This window comes from Janthinobacterium sp. GW823-FHT03B06 (assembly GCF_058796955.1).
The window spans coordinates 1-16,252 of the sequence record NZ_JBXAJE010000006.1; the positions used below are offsets into that span (position 1 = coordinate 1).

Here is a 16,252-nt window from a genome sequence, read left to right on the forward strand (position 1 = left end):
GGACCGTGAAACAACTTTGCGCCGATGATAGTGCTGCAACCAGTGTGAAAGTAGGTTATCGTCAGGCTTGTTATTCGCAGTAAGAGAAAAACCCCGCCGGATTCCGGTGGGGTTTTTTTTCGTCTGGTGGTTTTAGCGTTAGCCCCAAGCGAAGGCTGGGGTCAGACCCCCATCGGCGATAGTACAAGCCCCTGAGTTTGCGGCATGGAGGGTCTGACCCCGGCTGTTCATCAGCTGCCAATGCAACAGACGAAAAAAAGGCAGCGCTGCGCGCTGCCTTTGTCATTTATCAAACCAATTAAAAGTGATAAGCGACTTTGACGTTCATGTAATTGACGCCGCTGTTCGGTTTCTTGTAGCCGCCGTTCGAGAAATGCTGGATTTTCGCAGCGACTTCCCATTTGTTATTGAAGACATACCCGATGCCGATATGGTCGCCGAACTGGAAGTGGGTCGACAGGCGGTTATCGTCGTTATCGTACAGCTTGGACAGCATGTGCACGCCAATGCCGCCTTCCGCGTAGAAGCCCAGCTTATTCGTGTTTTCAAAGCGGAAGACAGGGGTAAAGCCCAGGTCCCACAGTTTTTGATGCTGGCCAGGGACGTTGCGATAGCTCTTGCCATCCCAGCCGCCGATGCTGGCATCCCAGTAACCGCTCAGCTGCGTGCCATTCGATACAAACCAGGCTTTATCCCAGTTCGAGGTCACACCAGCACGCAACATCTGCACTTTGACGCCCTTGGCATATTCGCCGTAGACGGAGTCGATCAGTTTGTCGTCGGCGGCAAAGCCGGCGTTGGCCGCCATCAGCGCGGTAACGGCGGCGATGGATTTGAGGAGATTCTTCTTGAAGAACATAGAGGCTTTCATCGTAAAATTGGCCGTTAGGCTTGTCTTGTTTGTACAGGCACCTTGCTTTGCATGCCGCTCTCGCCACTTGTTGATCTCAGGGGTTCAATTGACATTCTCTACAAAAATCGCATTTCTTGGTATCGGTCTGATGGGGGATCCGATGGTCCGGTGCCTGCTACGCGCTGGATATTCTGTCACAATTTGGAATCGCACGCACAGCAAGGCCGAAGTCCTGCGTGCGGCAGGGGCGCAGCCGGCCGTTTCCGTGGCTGAGGCGGTCAATGGTGCGGACGTGGTCATCTCGATGCTGGAAGCCGGCCCCATCGTGGCGCAGGTGTTGCAAGAAGCGCTGCCGGCCCTGGCAACTGGCGCGATCTGGATCGACATGAGCTCCACCAGACAATCAGAAGCCCAGCAATTTCATGCCACTCTGCACGCCGCTGGCCATGGCTTTATCGATGCGCCCGTGTCGGGCGGCGTCGGCGGAGCGCAGGCGGGTACCCTGGCCATCATGGCCGGCGCCAGCACCGGCGATTACGCCCGTGTGGAAACTATCCTGGCGGCCATGGGGCGCCCGACTCTGGTGGGCCCGGCCGGCAGCGGCCAGGTTGCCAAGCTGTGCAATCAGCTGATCGTCGGCGCGACATTGACTATCGTGGCGGAAGCCTTGCTGCTGGCCCAGGCGGCCGGCGCCGATGCGAGCGCCGTACGCGCCGCTATTCGCGGCGGTTTTGCCGAGAGCAAGATTTTGGAGGTGCATGGCCAGCGCATGCTGGAGCGCAACTTTGTTGCCGGTGGCCAGGTGAAGAGCCAGATCAAGGATATGCACAACATCCTCGCGGCGGCCGAGGCGGCCCACGTCACCTTGCCGGTGACGCAACTGGTGACGCAGCGCTATGAAACCCTCGCCACCAGCCACCCGACGGCCGACCATGCGGCGGCCTTGCTGGCCCTGGAAGCGTTGAATCCGGGCCAGCGCCTGGGCGGCGGCCCGGATAAGCTGAGTTGAATCAAACGATGGGCAGGCTCGCTTCGGCCAGCTTGACCCAGAAACTGGCGCCGATCGGCAGCAGATTGTCGTTGAAGTCGTAGCTGCCGTTGTGCAAGACGCACGGACCCAGGCCGTGGCCGCCATCGCGGTGCTCGCCATCGCCATTGCCGATGAAGATGTAGCAGCCAGCCTTTTCCTGCAGGAAAAAGGCGAAATCTTCCGCGCCCATCGTTGGTTCGACATTCGCGTTGACCTTGTCCGCGCCCACCACGCTTTTCATCACGTCGACGGCAAACGCCGTTTCCTTCGCATGGTTGACCAGCGGCGGATAGTTGCGCTTGAAGTGGAAATCGACTTCCGCGCCAAATGCGGCGGCCGTGTGCACGGCGATGTCGCGCATGCGCTCTTCGATCAGGTCCAGCACGGGCGTGGTGAAGGTGCGCACGGTGCCGACCAGGCTCGCGTCATCGGGAATCACGTTGGTGGCGCTGCCCGCATGGATTTGCGTGATCGACAGCACGGCCGTGTCTAGCGGACTCTTGTTGCGCGTGATGACGGTTTGCCAGCTTTGCGCGATCTGCACGGCCACCATGACGGGGTCGATGCCCTTGTGGGGCTGGGCCGCATGCGCGCCCTTGCCTTTGACGGTGACGTGGAATTCATTGCTCGACGCCATCATCGGGCCTTCCACCACGCTCAGGGTGCCCGTTTCCGCGCCTGGCCAGTTGTGCATGCCGTAGATGGCATCCATGGGAAAGCGGGTAAACAAGCCGTCTGCTATCATTTCGCGCGCGCCGGCACCGCCTTCTTCCGCCGGCTGGAAGACGAGGTAGACGGTGCCGTCGAAGTTGCGGTGTTGCGCCAGGTAATGGGCCGCCCCCAGCAGCATGGCCGTGTGGCCGTCGTGGCCGCAGGCGTGCATCTTGCCCGGGTGGCGCGAGGCATGCTCGAAGGTATTCATTTCCTGCATGGGCAAGGCATCCATATCGGCGCGCAGGCCGATGGCGCGTGTCGAGGTACCATTTTTGATGATGCCGACCACGCCAGTGCGGCCCAGGCCGCGCACCACGGGAATGCCCCATTCCGTCAGTTTGGCGGCGACCACGTCCGAGGTGCGCTGTTCTTCGTAGCACAGCTCGGGGTGCGCATGCAGGTCGCGGCGGATACCTTGCAGTTCGGATTGAAACGCCAAGATCGGATCAACTAGTTTCATGGGACTCTCCTGTGGATGCTGGCACGCAGCAATGTATGGCGCGCCGGACCGCGCTTGTTTGATCAAAAACAGACGCGGCTAATAGTGCATTGTAGCCCTTGTTTGCGGGGTAAATCCAGCGCACGGACCAGCTTGCCCTGACGCCAACAGCAAGCGCGCGGAATGGTTTACAGTATCGCCTTCCCCCAACGTTTTTGGATTACCCGATGACCACCACCCAAGTGCGCGCCGCCTGCCCGCTCGATTGCCCCGATACCTGCGCCTTGCTGGTCACCGTGACCGATGGGGTGGCCACCGCCGTCAAGGGCGATCCCGACCACCCGACCACGGCTGGCGTGCTGTGCACCAAGGTATCGCGCTTCACGGAACGCACCTACCATGCGGACCGGCTGCTGCATCCGCTGCGCCGCGTGGGCAAGAAGGGGGAAGGCAAGTTCGAGCGCATCAGCTGGGAAGAGGCACTGCAGACCATCGCCGCCCGATTGAAACCGATCGCCGCGCGCGATCCGCAGGCGATCTTGCCGTACAGCTACTGCGGCACCATGGGCCTGGTGCAGGGCGAATCGATGTCTTCGCGCTTCTTCAACCAGCTCGGCGCTTCCCTGCTGGACCGCACCATCTGCGCGTCGGCCGGCGCCACGGGCTACCGCTACACGGTGGGCGCCAGCATCGGCACGGACCTGGAGCAGTTCCAGAACGCCAAATTGATCATCATCTGGGGCGGCAATCCCATCGCCTCGAACCTGCACTTCTGGATGCGCGCGCAAGAGGCCAAGCGCAACGGCGCCACCCTGATCGCCATCGACCCTTACCGTTCGCTGACGGCAGAAAAATGCCATCAGCATATCGCTTTGCTGCCGGGCACCGATGCGGCCCTGGCGCTAGGTTTGATGCATGTCTTGATCACCGAAGATCTGGTCGACCATGACTACATCGAACGCTACACGCTCGGCTACGATGCCTTGAAACAGCGCGCTTTGGCGTGGCCGCCCGAGCGCGCGGCCGAGGTGTGCGGCATCACGGCCACGGAAGTGGTGGAACTGGCGCGCCTGTATGGCCAGGCTTGCCGTTCCGGCGAGGGCGCCGCCATCCGTGCCAACTATGGCGTGCAGCGCGTGCATGGTGGCGGCATGGCCGTGCGCAATATCGCCTGCCTGCCGGCCCTGACGGGTGCCTGGCGCCATCCGGCCGGCGGCATGCAGCTGTCGAGCTCGGGTTCCTTCCCCGTCAACCGCAAGGCCTTGCAGCGCCCCGACTTATTGAAAGGCACGCCGCGCACCATCAACATGAGCACTATCGGCGACGATTTATTGAAAGAAAGTTCCGCCGAGTTCGGCCCGCAAGTCGAGGCCGTGATCGTCTACAACTCGAATCCGCTGGCCGTGGCGCCCGATTCGTCGAAAGTGGCGCAGGGTTTTGCCCGCGAAGATTTGTTTACGGTCGTGCTCGAGCACTTCCAGACCGATACCGTCGATTACGCCGACATCGTGCTGCCCGCCACCACGCAGCTGGAACATGTCGATGCGCATTCCACCTACGGCCATTTGTACATGATGGCGAACAATGCGGCCGTGGCGCCGCTGGGCGAAGCGAAGGCGAATACGGAAATCTTCCGCCTGCTGGCCCAATACATGGGCTTTGATGACCCGTGCTTCCAGGAAAGCGACGATGCGCTGGCGGCCAAGGCCTTCGATGCGACGGATGCCCGTGCCGTGCATTTCGACTGGGAATCGCTGAAACGCACGGGCTGGCAAAAGCTGGCCATGCCCGAGGCGCCCTTTGCCGAAGGTGGTTTCCCCACGCCATCGGGCAAGTGCGAGTTGTATTCCAGCGCCATGGCGCAGGCGGGACTCGATCCCTTGCCGACCTATATCGCGCCGCATGAATCGCCAGCGAGCAATCCCGCGCTGGCGGCCCGCTTCCCGCTGGCCATGATTTCGCCGCCGGCGCGCAACTTCCTCAATTCCACTTTTGTGAACGTGAAAAGCCTGCGCGCGGCCGAGGGCGAGCCGCACCTCGATATCCACCCGGACGATTGTGCCGCGCGCGGCATCGCGGCCGGCGACATGGTGCGCATCTTCAATGACCGCGGCAGCTTTGTCGCCAAGGCCAGGGTCACGGACAAGGCGAGACGTGGCCTGGTGGTGGGCCTGTCCGTGTGGTGGAAAAAGCTCGCCAGCGATGGCAAGAACGCCAATGAAGTGACGAGCCAGCGCCTGACGGACATGGGCCGCGCGCCCACCTTTTATGACACGCTGGTCGAAGTGGAAAAGGTTGCCTGACATGGCGCGCTGGCCGGCCCGGCTGCTTGTCGGCATGCTGTGCCTGCCGCTGGGCGGCTGCACGCAGCTGCGCTACTACACGCAGGCGGCGCAGGGGCAATATGCGCTGTGGTCCGGTGCGCGCCCCATCGGTGACTGGCTCGATGATCCGGCCACCGAACCGCGCCTGAAAGTGCGCCTGGCCAAGGCGCAGCAGATCCGCCGCTTTGCCGTCAGCGAACTGGATTTGCCGGACAATGGCAGCTACAAGAATTACGCGGCCCTGCGGCGCCCGTTCGTGCTGTGGAACGTGGTGGCCACGCCGGAACTGTCGCTGCAGCCGCTGCAATGGTGTTTTCCCATCGCCGGGTGCGTCAGTTACCGCGGCTATTACAGCAAGGATGAGGCGCTCGCGTATGCCGACGAGCTGCGCGCCCAGCATTACGACGTGCAGGTGGGCGGCGTGCCAGCGTATTCCACCCTGGGCTGGTTCGACGACCCGCTGCTGTCGACCTTTATCAACTACAACGATGCGGAACTGGCGCGCCTGATTTTCCATGAGCTGGCGCACCAGGTGGTGTATGTGCCCGGCGATTCGGCCTTCAACGAATCGTTTGCCAGCGCCGTGGAAGAGGCGGGCGTGCAGCGCTGGCTGGCGCGCGAGGGCAATGACGCGATGCGCGCGTCGTACGCCCAGTATGCGGCGCGGCGCCAGGATTTTCTGGCCCTGCTGCTGAAGTATCGGGGGGAACTGGACGCCGTGTATGCGAGCGACGCCAGCGATGCGGACAAGCGCGCGCGCAAGGCGCAGGTGTTTGCAGCATTGAAAGACGCGTATCAGGTGCTCAAGCAAAACTGGGGCGGTTTTGCCGGTTACGACCGCTGGTTCGAGCAGCCATTGAGCAATGCGCACCTGGCTTCCGTGTCTACCTACAATGAATTTTTGCCTGCCTTCAAAAAATTGCTGGAAGAAAAAAAGAACTTTCGTGCTTTTTATGCTGCAGTGCACACAATGGCCCAGCTCAAGAAGCCCGAGCGCAGGCATGCGCTGGAACAATTGTCCAGCCCCTGACCCGTAAAGATTGTCCAGTACGCCGAGGCAAGCGATTCGGTAACAGCGTATTTATCGTGCTGCAATGCAGCATAAAAAGGCCTTAGAGTTGCTGCTCGAATACTGTTGAAAGCGCTTGCATGGAAGCGCGGCGCCCGATAGCATCGCATTAGTAGCATAGAGCAATTGCTCGTCAGAATGCTCAAACTGACTGCAGGACGACAGAATCCGCAGCGATGATCCGCGTCGGCAAGATGCGCCGGCTCCCCCACGATTATTCGAGACAAGAGGCACAGGATGGAAAAAATTTGGCTGAAGTCGTATCCTCCCGGCGTCCCCGCCGACATCGATCCTGATCAATATCGTTCGCTGGTGCATTTGCTGGAAGAAGCGTTTCAAAAATATGCGGATCGCAATGCCTATGTCTGCATGGACAAATTTCTCACCTATGCCGAACTCGATACCTATTCCCGCCAGCTGGGGGCCTTTCTGCAAAGCCGTGGGCTGAAGAAGGGGGCCAGGGTGGCCCTGATGATGCCGAACGTGCTCCAGTATCCGGTCGCGATCGCGGCCGTGCTGCGCGCCGGCTACACGGTAGTCAACGTCAACCCTTTATATACGCCGCGCGAACTTGAGCACCAGCTCAACGATTCGGGCAGCGAAGCGATCATCGTGCTGGAAAATTTTGCCCATACGGTCGAGCAAGTATTGAGCAAGACGGCCGTCAAGCACATCGTCGTCGCCAGCATGGGCGAAATGCTCGGTGGCTTGAAGGGCATGATCGTCAATTTTGTCGTGCGCAACGTCAAGAAAATGGTGCCCGCGTATTCCTTGCCGAACGCCATGCGTTTCAAGCAAGCGCTGGCGCTGGGCAGCCGCATGAAGCTCACGCCCGTCGAGCTGAGCATCAACGATCCCGCTTTTCTGCAATATACGGGCGGCACGACGGGCGTGTCGAAAGGCGCGACCTTGAGCCACCGCAATGTGATCGCCAATGTGCTGCAAAGCGAAGCGTGGTCGGGCGCGGCGCTCGACCAGAACAGCAAGGAACAGATGATCGTCGTCTGCGCCTTGCCGCTGTACCACATCTTTGCCCTGACGGCCTGCGCCATGTGGGGCACGCGCGTGGGCGCCCTGAATATCCTGATCCCGAATCCGCGCGATATCCCGGGCCTGATCAAGGAACTGGGCAAGTACAAGTTCAACCTGCTGCCTGCGGTCAATACGCTGTATAACGCGCTGGTCAATCACCCCGATTTCGCCAAGCTCGATTTCTCGGGCTTGAAGATCGCCAATGGCGGCGGCATGGCGGTGCAGCAAGCCGTCAACGACAAGTGGCTGCAGGTGACGGGCGTGTCCATCATCGAAGGCTATGGCTTGTCGGAAACGTCGCCCGTCGCCACCTGTAACCGTGCCGACAGCACGGCGTTTTCCGGCACCATCGGCTTGCCCGTGCCATCGACCGATATCGCCATCCTCGACGATGACGGAAAGGAAGTGCCGCTGGGCCAGACGGGCGAGATCGCCATCCGTGGCCCGCAAGTGATGAGCGGCTACTGGAACCGTCCCGATGAGACGGCCAAGGTCATGACACCGGACGGCTATTTTAAATCGGGCGACGTGGGCATCATGGACGAGCGCGGCTACGTGAAGATCGTGGACCGTAAGAAAGATATGATTCTCGTCTCCGGCTTCAATGTGTATCCGAATGAAGTCGAAGCCGTCATCGCGGCCCATCCGGGCGTGCTCGAATGCGCGTGCGTGGGCGTGCCCGATGAACACTCGGGCGAAGCCGTGAAAGTATTTGTCGTGCGCAAGGACCCGAACCTGACCCAGGCCGTGCTGGCCGCGTATTGCAAGGAGCAGTTCACGGGCTACAAGCGGCCGAAATACATCGAATTCCGCGATGAACTGCCGAAGACCAACGTCGGCAAGATTTTGCGTCGCGCCTTGCGCGATGAAACGAAGATAGCAGCATAAACAGTGTGGATGCGCCAGGAGGCGCATCCCTTTTACAGATAAAGATGAGGCGAGATGGACAAGATTTGGTTGAAGTCGTACCCGGACAGCGTGCCCGCAGAGATTGATTGCACGCAATACCGTTCCGTCACGCATTTGCTGGAAGAGTCGTTCCAGAAATATGCAGACCGCAATGCTTTCGTGTGCATGGATAAATTCCTGACCTACCGCGAGCTCGACCAGTTGTCGCTGCAGATGGGCGCCTGGCTGCAAAGCAAGGGGCTGCAACGGGGCGCGCGCGTGGCGATCATGTTGCCGAACGTGCTGCAATATCCGGTGGCCATGGCGGCGATCCTGCGCGCCGGCTACACGGTGGTGAACGTCAATCCGCTGTACACGCCGCGCGAACTGCAGCACCAGCTGGTCGATTCGGGCAGCGAAGCGATCATCGTGCTGGAAAACTTTGCCACGACGGTCGAACAGGTGTTGCCGCATACCCAAGTCAAGCATGTGATCGTCGCCACCATGGGCGACTTGCTGGGCGGCTTGAAGGGCACCATCGTCAACTTCGTCGTGCGCAAGATCAAGAAAATGGTGCCTGCGTTCTCCCTGCCGAACGCCATCAGTTTCAACAAGATGCTGGCCGAGGGTGCACGCTTGAGCCTGACGCCGGTGCAGCAGGGGCATGACGATATCGTCTTCCTGCAATACACGGGCGGCACGACGGGCGTTTCAAAAGGCGCGATGCTGTTGCACCGTAATGTGATTGCCAACGTATTGCAAAACGAGGCGTGGATGGCGCCCGTGATGACCAAGGAAATGCGCGCCACCTCGATGGGATTCATGTGCGCCTTGCCCCTGTATCACATCTATTCGCTGACGGTCAGCGCTTTGATGGGCATGCGCGTGGGCGGCTTGAACGTGCTGATTCCCAACCCGCGCGACATCCCTGGTTTCGTCAAGGAATTGAGCAAGCACAAGATCGTCGTCTTCCCGGCCGTCAATACCTTGTACAACGCGCTGCTGAACAATGCGGACTTCGCCAAGCTCGATTTCTCCAGCTACAAAGTGTGCAATGGCGGCGGCATGGCCCTGCAACGCAACGTGGCCGAACGCTGGCTGAAACTGACGGGCTGCCCGCTGATCGAAGGCTATGGCATGTCGGAAACATCACCCGTGGTGACGGGCAACCGCGTCGATATCACGGAATTCACGGGCACCATCGGCTTGCCTTTCCCGTCGACGGAAGTGGCGATTCTGAATGATGACGGCGTGGAAGTGCCGCTGGGCGAGCCGGGCGAAATCGCCGTGCGCGGCCCGCAAGTGATGGCGGGATATTGGCAGCGTCCGGACGAGACGGCCAAGTCGATGACGGCCGACGGCTACTTCAAGACGGGCGACGTGGGCGTCATGGACGAGCGTGGCTATGTGAAGATTGTCGACCGCAAGAAAGACATGATCATCGTCTCTGGCTTCAATGTGTATCCGAACGAGGTGGAAGACGTGGTCGCGTCCTGCCCTGGTGTGCTCGAATGCGCCTGCATCGGCGTGCCGGACGCCAACGCGGGCGAAGCCGTGAAAGTGTTTGTTGTGCGCAAGGACCCGAACCTGACGGTGGAGCAGATCCGCGAGCATTGCAAACATGAATTGACGGCTTACAAGAAACCGAAATACATCGAGTTCCGCGATGAATTGCCGAAGACGAATGTCGGCAAGATATTGCGCCGTCAATTGCGCGACGAAAAGAAAGTAGCTTAATTCGCCGCCAAGGCCGTGTCCGCCGCCAGGTTTCGTCCTGGCTTGGCGGGCAGGCCGAAACAGGGGCGCAGCCAGTGCACCTTGCTGATCAGCAGCGACGTCCCCAGCCAGCAAGTCGCCACCGTGCCAGACAGTATCAGCAGCGGTTCCAGCACGGGACCCAGCTTCAGCGGCACCAGCCAGTAAGCCAGCAGGATAATCGCGCTCTGGTGCAGTAGGTACCAGGGAAACACGGCCTGGCGCGCCCATGGCAGCCAGGCAAAAGGTTGATTCAGCAAGGTGTGCGACCAGCCCAGGATGGCGCAGATGGCCAGCCACATGTATAGATTGCGCATGGGCCAGGAGCCGAACGCGGCCCAGGTCAGCAGGTTCTCCGAATATATCTGGTCGAAAAACATATACACGGCAAACGCGCCCAGGCCCAGCCACAGCGTATGCCAGCGCAAGCGCGCCAGTTCCGCCCACAATCCCTTGTCATTGCCCAGCCACCAGCCATACAGGAACAGCGTGAAATACATGGCGTGCGCATACCAGTCGCGCACCAGCGCATGGGTTTCCGGATAGCGCATTTTGAGGAAGACCATGGCCGCCAAGGGTGGCAGGGCAGGCAGGACGAGCAGATGCCAGCCGCGCAAGCGCTGGAACCGGGGGCGCAGCGCCGTCAGCAGCGGTTGCAGCGCCACCAGTACGATGATGTACAGCAGCAAGTACACGAGATACCACAGGTGGTTCCAGGTAAAGCCATATTGCCAGCCATCGAAGGCGCCTGCCGGCCAGGCATGGCCGCCAAAGTAATGCAGCAGGAACTGCCCATATCCAGGCTCGACCAGGCCCTTGCTGACCCCTTCGCAATACGGCTGGATGGGAATGATGACGGCCATGCCGAACAGCAGCGGCGGCAGCAGCCGCTTGGTCCTGCGCCATAGGAAGGCGCCGCGCGAAGCCTGCGTCATCATGGCGCACGAGACGCCGGAGATGAGGAAGACGATTTCCATGCGCCAGCGGTTGAGGAAGATCAGCGGCATGTTCAAGGCATCGGTGGCGTAGCTGCTGTGCATGTGAAAGTGCCATCCATCCATGTACAGCAGGGCAGTGTGATAGACAATCAGCAGGCTGAAGACGAGAAAGCGCAAGGCGTCGATATCGTGACGGCGGGAGGCTATGGTCATGATCGTGGGCGAGTGGTGAAGGAAACCACAGCATAGGCAGCGACGGGGCAGCGTGCCAGCGAAATGGGACCAGCGGACGGCTGGCTGGGACGAATGGATCGCCTGGGACGGGTGTGGGACCTTACAATCATGTAACTCATTCAAGCCCCCAAACCATGCACATCGCTTCCACTGACCTGTTGCAACGTTATCAACGCTGGCGCCGCGTGGCCGAGCCGGGATTCTGGATCGTGCTGTATCCGCTGCAGGCCAGCGTCAACAGCTGGCTGGTCTGGCTGGACCTGCAGCGCGCTGGCGTCAATACGCCATTCTGGGAAGTGGCCGTGTGGGAGTGGAGCAGCAATCTGGTGCTGCTGGCGCTGGTGCCCGTGGTCGTGCTGGCGGGACAGTACCGGCCGCTGCACCTGGTGTTCCAGCGCCAGAACCTGCGCTGGCACCTGGCCGCGTCGGTCGCCTACAGCCTGGCGCACGTGGCGGCCATGGTGGCCTTGCGCAAGCTGGCGTACTGGAGCGCCGGCAGCGCTTACGATTTCGGTCATTGGTGGCGCGAGTTGCCGTATGAATACCTGAAAGATGTGCGTGCTTACTTCCTCGTCCTGCTGGCGGTGGGCTTTTACCAGTTGCTGCTGATGCGCTGGCAAGGCGAGGCGACCTTGCTGGGCGAGCCCGATGAAGGACCCGCCGTGGAACCGGTGCAGCAGCCGGAACGTTTCCTGGTGCGCAAGCTGGGCAAGGATTTTCTGTTGCCTGCTCTTGAGATCGAATGGATACAAGCTTGGGGCAACTATGTGAACCTGCATGTGCGCGGGCACGATTATCCGCTGCGTTCGACCATGGCCGCCATCGAGCGCCGCCTCGACGGCAAGCGCTTTGTGCGCGTGCACCGCAGCTATATCGTCAACCTCGATTTCGTGCAGGCCATCATGCCGCTGGAATCGGGCGACGCGCGCGCCGTGCTGTCCACGGGCGGCGAAGTGCCCGTCAGCCGGCGTTACCGCGACGCCTTGAAAAGCGTAGCTTAGCTGCGTTGCAGGCCCGCCTTGCCGTCCTGCACGGTGAAGCTGGCCAGTGTCGCGATGCCGGATGTGCTGTCGCGTACATTTTCCAGGCCCTGGAACAGAGCCGTGCTTTTTTCTGGCGTGATCTCCAGCAACATATAGCCGCGCTTGTCGCTGCGTCCGTAGCGGATGTGCGGGTTCATCGCCACGTACTGGTCGGTGCGCGCCTGCGGGCGGGAACTCGACGTGATCGAAGTGCCGCAAAACTCGGTCGCCAGCACGGGATTATCCTTGCCGGCGGGCCGCATGGCGTTGCGGCTCAGTTCCGTCGCATAAAAAGTGTGCACGTCGCCCGACAACACCAGCGGGTTGCTGGCCTTGCTGCTGCGCAAGGCGTCGAGCAGATGCTGGCGCGCCATGGGATAGCCGTCCCAGCCATCAGTCCAGACGCGCTCGTCGCCGGGCCGCACGATGGGTACCTGACTCGATTGCGCCATCAGGGTTTGCTGGGCGAGGATATTCCAGCGCGCCGGGGAATCATCGAGACCGGCTTGCAGCCAGCGCTGCTGTTCCTCGCCTAGCATCGTGCGGTCGGGCTTGAGCAAGTCGGGACAGTTGCGCGTGGTGACGGAATTGGAGCCGCCACGGCCCGGTCTGGCGCAGGCGTGGTAGGCGCGGTATTGCCGGTCATCGAGCACGTGGAAGCGCGCCAACCGGCCCCAGTCGTAGCGCTGGTAGATGCGCATGTCGACAAAGCCGCGCCGCCCCAGCGGCAGCAGGCGCAGCGGCATGTGCTCATAAAACGCCTGGTAGGCGGCCGCGCGGCGCTGCAGGAAGGTGGGCGTGAGCAACTCGTCGCGGTCGTTGCCGTAGTCGTTGGCCACTTCATGGTCGTCCCAGGTGACGATCCACGGCGCGGCCAGGTGCGCGCCCTGCAAGTCGCGGTCGCTCTTGTATTGCGCGTAGCGGGCGCGGTACTCGTCCAAGGTAAAACTTTCATGCGTGCGCACGGCCCGGTCCGGGTGCTGCAGCTGGTACGGCCCCCACTCATAAATGTAATCGCCGAGGAAGGCCACGAGGTCGGGCGCCGCCGCCGCGATGTGCCGGTGCGCCCCATACGCGCCGAATTCCCAGTGCTGGCACGAGGCGACGGCCAGTTTCAGCGAGGCAGGCATGGAGGCGGGTTCGGGCGCCGTGCGCGTGCGGCCCACGGGGCTGACGGCGTCGCCCAGCATGAAGCGGTACCAGTACCAGCGTCCGGGCGCCAGGCCGCCCGCGTCGACGTGCACGCTGTGCGCGAGGGCGGGCATGGCCGTCGCTTGCCCCTTGGCGGCGATGCGCCGGAAAGCCTCGTCTTCGGCCACTTCCCAGCGCACGTTCAGGGCGATGGCGGGCGTGGCGGCTGCGTGCAGCGGGTCGTAGCAGATGCGCGTCCACAGCACGACGGCGTCGGGCAAGGGCGAGCCGGAAGCGACGCCGAGCGCAAACGGATAAGCCGTGCCGTTCAGGCGCGTGGCGGCGCCGGCGCTGGAACCGGACAGCACAGTGCCGGCCGCGGCCAGCGCCGTGATGCGCGCAGCGCTCAGCAAGAAGATGCGGCGCTGGTTATCCATGGTGTGGAATGATTACGACAATCAAGACGCCAATAAGGTCTCGATCGGCGGCACCTTGCGCGGCTTGCGGTCGGAGTCCGTCGCCACGTAGATCAGGGTCGCCTCCGTGACTTTTACGATGCAGGCCTGCAGGCGGTTACGCTCGGCATACACCTCGACATTGACGGTGATCGACGTATTGCCCACCTTGACGATGTCGGCGTAGAAGGACAGAAGATCGCCGACGAAGACGGGATTTTTGAAGACGAAGGAATTGACGGCGATGGTGGCGACACGGCCGTTGGCGCGCCGCGTGGCCGGCAGGGAGCCGGCGATATCGACTTGCGCCATGATCCAGCCGCCGAAGACGTCGCCGTACACATTGGCGTCGGACGGCGCGGGCATCATGCGCAGTTCGGGCATTTTTCCGGCGGGCAGGCCGGAGGCGAGGCAGTTGTCGGGACGGTCTGGGGAGGTGCTCATCTTTTATTCTCATGAAAGGCTACAATTGCTGCGATTGAACCATAAAAAGCCGACCTTCGCCATGCGCCGTTCCCAGACTCCCCCTCCGCCCCGCTCGCCAGCTTCCGCCAGCCACAGCGATTTCGCCACCATCAAGACCTTGCTGCCCTACCTGTGGGTTTACAAATGGCGAGTATTGCTGGCGCTGCTATGCCTGGTCGGCGCCAAGCTCGCCAACGTGGGCGTGCCCCTGATCCTGAAAAAACTCGTCGACGCCATGACGATCACGGCCGCGCATCCGCAAGCGCTGCTGGTGCTGCCCGTGGGCTTGCTGGTGGCGTACGGCTTGCTGCGCCTGTCGACGACCTTGTTTACGGAATTGCGCGAATTCCTGTTCGCCCGCGTCACGCAGCGCGCCGTGCGCACCATCGCCCTGCAAGTGTTCCGCCACCTGCATGCGCTGTCCCTGCGGTTCCATTTGAACCGCCAGACGGGCGGCATGACGCGCGATATCGAACGGGGTACGCGCAGCGTCGGCTCGCTCATTTCCTACACCCTGTTCAACATCCTGCCGACCCTGGTGGAAATCACCCTCGTGCTCGGCTATCTGGTCTTGCATTACGACATCTGGTTCACCGTGATCACGGCGGTGGCGCTCGTGTCGTACATCGCGTTTACCGTGCTGGTGACGAACTGGCGCACGCATTTCCGCCGCACCATGAACGACCTCGACTCGAAGGCGAATACCAAGGCCATCGATTCGCTGATCAACTATGAAACCGTAAAATATTTCGGCAACGAGGATTACGAAGCGAAGCGCTACGACGAAGGCTTGCAGCGCTACGAATCGGCCGCCGTGAAATCGCAGACCTCGCTATCCCTGCTCAATACGGGCCAGTCCTTGATCATCGCCACGGCCGTCACCTTGATTTTGTGGCGCGCCACCGTGGGCGTGATTGCCGGCACGATGACCCTGGGTGACCTGGTGCTGGTCAACGCCTTCATGATCCAGCTGTATATCCCCCTCAATTTCCTCGGCGTCATTTACCGCGAAATCAAGCAAAGCCTGGCCGACATGGAGCGATTGTTTTCCCTGCTGAACGAGAACCGCGAAATCGCCGATACGCCGGACGCCAAGCCGCTCGTCACGCGGGGTGCGGCCGTGCGTTTCGAGCACGTGAATTTCAGCTATGAAGCCAAGCGGCAAATCCTGTTCGACGTGGATTTCCAGATCCCCGCCGGCACGACGACAGCCGTGGTGGGCCACAGCGGCTCGGGCAAGTCGACCTTGTCGCGTTTGCTGTTCCGCTTCTATGAAGTCGATGGCGGCGGCATCACCATCGATGGCCAGGACCTGCGCAATATCACGCAGGATTCCCTGCGCGCGGCCATCGGCATCGTGCCGCAGGATACGGTGCTGTTCAACGACACCATCGAATACAACATCGCCTACGGCAAGCCGGGCGCCAGCAAGGAAGCCATCGTGGCGGCAGCCAAAGCCGCATCGATCCATGATTTTATTGAAAGCTTGCCAGATGGTTACAGTTCCATGGTGGGCGAACGGGGTTTAAAACTGTCGGGCGGCGAAAAGCAGCGCGTGGCGATTGCCCGCACCTTGCTGAAAGACCCGGCCATCCTGATCTTCGATGAAGCCACTTCGGCACTCGACTCCAAGGCCGAACAGGCGATCCAGTCGCAGCTGAAGGAGATTGCCAAAAACCGCACCACTTTGGTCATTGCGCACCGTCTGTCGACGGTGGCCGACGCCCAGCAAATCCTCGTGCTCGACCATGGCCGCATCGTCGAGCGGGGCACGCATCCGCAATTGCTGGCGGCGGATGGCCTGTATGCGCAGATGTGGCAACGCCAGCAGGCGAATAGGGACGATGAGGCGGAAGAGGACGAGTTGGCGGGGTTGGCGCCGGCAAAATAAATCAGGAATGGG

Annotated in this window: 12 protein-coding genes; 7 read left to right on the top strand and 5 right to left on the bottom strand. The window is 61.3% G+C overall.

The window, feature by feature from the left end; all coding sequences use genetic code 11:
* Positions 1-298: 298 nt before the first annotated feature.
* Positions 299-871, bottom strand: coding sequence for an acyloxyacyl hydrolase (locus AC1RBA_RS19350; RefSeq protein WP_227742064.1), 573 nt, complete (start codon positions 869-871; stop codon positions 299-301).
* 88 nt (positions 872-959) lie between these two features.
* Between AC1RBA_RS19350 and AC1RBA_RS19355 the strand changes: the two genes are divergently transcribed.
* Positions 960-1,862 (top strand): NAD(P)-dependent oxidoreductase, encoded by a 903-nt coding sequence (locus AC1RBA_RS19355; protein ID WP_492419752.1) that lies wholly within the window; start codon positions 960-962, stop codon positions 1,860-1,862.
* A 1-nt stretch (position 1,863) separates the two neighbouring features.
* Here the strand turns inward: AC1RBA_RS19355 and AC1RBA_RS19360 are convergent, their stop codons facing one another.
* The gene (locus AC1RBA_RS19360; RefSeq protein ID WP_492419615.1) at positions 1,864-3,057 is read right to left on the bottom strand and encodes a M20 aminoacylase family protein; all 1,194 of its coding nucleotides are present in this window, start codon (positions 3,055-3,057) and stop codon (positions 1,864-1,866) included.
* A gap of 206 nt (positions 3,058-3,263) precedes the next feature.
* On the opposite strand from AC1RBA_RS19360, the gene AC1RBA_RS19365 reads away from it, so the two are divergent.
* The 4 genes from AC1RBA_RS19365 (at position 3,264) to AC1RBA_RS19380 (ending at position 10,086) form a co-directional block, all read left to right on the top strand.
* Positions 3,264-5,339, top strand: a complete 2,076-nt coding sequence (locus tag AC1RBA_RS19365) for a molybdopterin-containing oxidoreductase family protein (protein WP_230506879.1) — start codon at positions 3,264-3,266, stop codon at positions 5,337-5,339.
* 1 nt (position 5,340) lies between these two features.
* Positions 5,341-6,390: an aminopeptidase gene (locus AC1RBA_RS19370; RefSeq protein ID WP_492419616.1), complete on the top strand. Its 1,050-nt coding sequence runs from the start codon at positions 5,341-5,343 to the stop codon at positions 6,388-6,390.
* Between the two features lie 276 nt (positions 6,391-6,666).
* A complete protein-coding gene (locus AC1RBA_RS19375) occupies positions 6,667-8,349 on the top strand; it encodes a long-chain fatty acid--CoA ligase (protein ID WP_070220716.1) in 1,683 nt (560 codons plus the stop codon).
* Positions 8,350-8,403: 54 nt separating this feature from the next.
* On the top strand, positions 8,404-10,086 hold the full coding sequence (locus AC1RBA_RS19380; protein ID WP_121670647.1) for a long-chain fatty acid--CoA ligase: 1,683 nt from the start codon (positions 8,404-8,406) through the stop codon (positions 10,084-10,086).
* Here AC1RBA_RS19380 and AC1RBA_RS19385 read toward each other — a convergent pair.
* Positions 10,083-11,255 carry an acyltransferase family protein gene (locus AC1RBA_RS19385; protein ID WP_492419617.1) on the bottom strand — a complete coding sequence of 391 codons (1,173 nt, stop codon included), beginning with the start codon at positions 11,253-11,255 and terminating at the stop codon, positions 10,083-10,085. The genes AC1RBA_RS19380 and AC1RBA_RS19385 overlap by 4 nt on opposite strands.
* A 155-nt stretch (positions 11,256-11,410) precedes the next feature.
* On the opposite strand from AC1RBA_RS19385, the gene AC1RBA_RS19390 reads away from it, so the two are divergent.
* Complete coding sequence (locus tag AC1RBA_RS19390; protein ID WP_492419618.1) at positions 11,411-12,277, top strand: LytTR family DNA-binding domain-containing protein; 867 nt, start codon at positions 11,411-11,413, stop codon at positions 12,275-12,277.
* Here AC1RBA_RS19390 and AC1RBA_RS19395 read toward each other — a convergent pair.
* Both AC1RBA_RS19395 and AC1RBA_RS19400 read right to left on the bottom strand, forming a co-directional pair.
* Positions 12,274-13,866, bottom strand: coding sequence for an alkaline phosphatase D family protein (locus tag AC1RBA_RS19395; protein ID WP_492419619.1), 1,593 nt, complete (start codon positions 13,864-13,866; stop codon positions 12,274-12,276). The genes AC1RBA_RS19390 and AC1RBA_RS19395 overlap by 4 nt on opposite strands.
* A 21-nt stretch (positions 13,867-13,887) precedes the next feature.
* Positions 13,888-14,253, bottom strand: a complete 366-nt coding sequence (locus AC1RBA_RS19400) for an acyl-CoA thioesterase (RefSeq protein ID WP_226939493.1) — start codon at positions 14,251-14,253, stop codon at positions 13,888-13,890.
* 136 nt (positions 14,254-14,389) lie between these two features.
* Here AC1RBA_RS19400 and AC1RBA_RS19405 point away from each other — a divergent pair, with 136 nt between their 5' ends.
* The gene (locus tag AC1RBA_RS19405; RefSeq protein ID WP_230501655.1) at positions 14,390-16,240 is read left to right on the top strand and encodes an ABCB family ABC transporter ATP-binding protein/permease; all 1,851 of its coding nucleotides are present in this window, start codon (positions 14,390-14,392) and stop codon (positions 16,238-16,240) included.
* Positions 16,241-16,252: the final 12 nt, after the last annotated feature.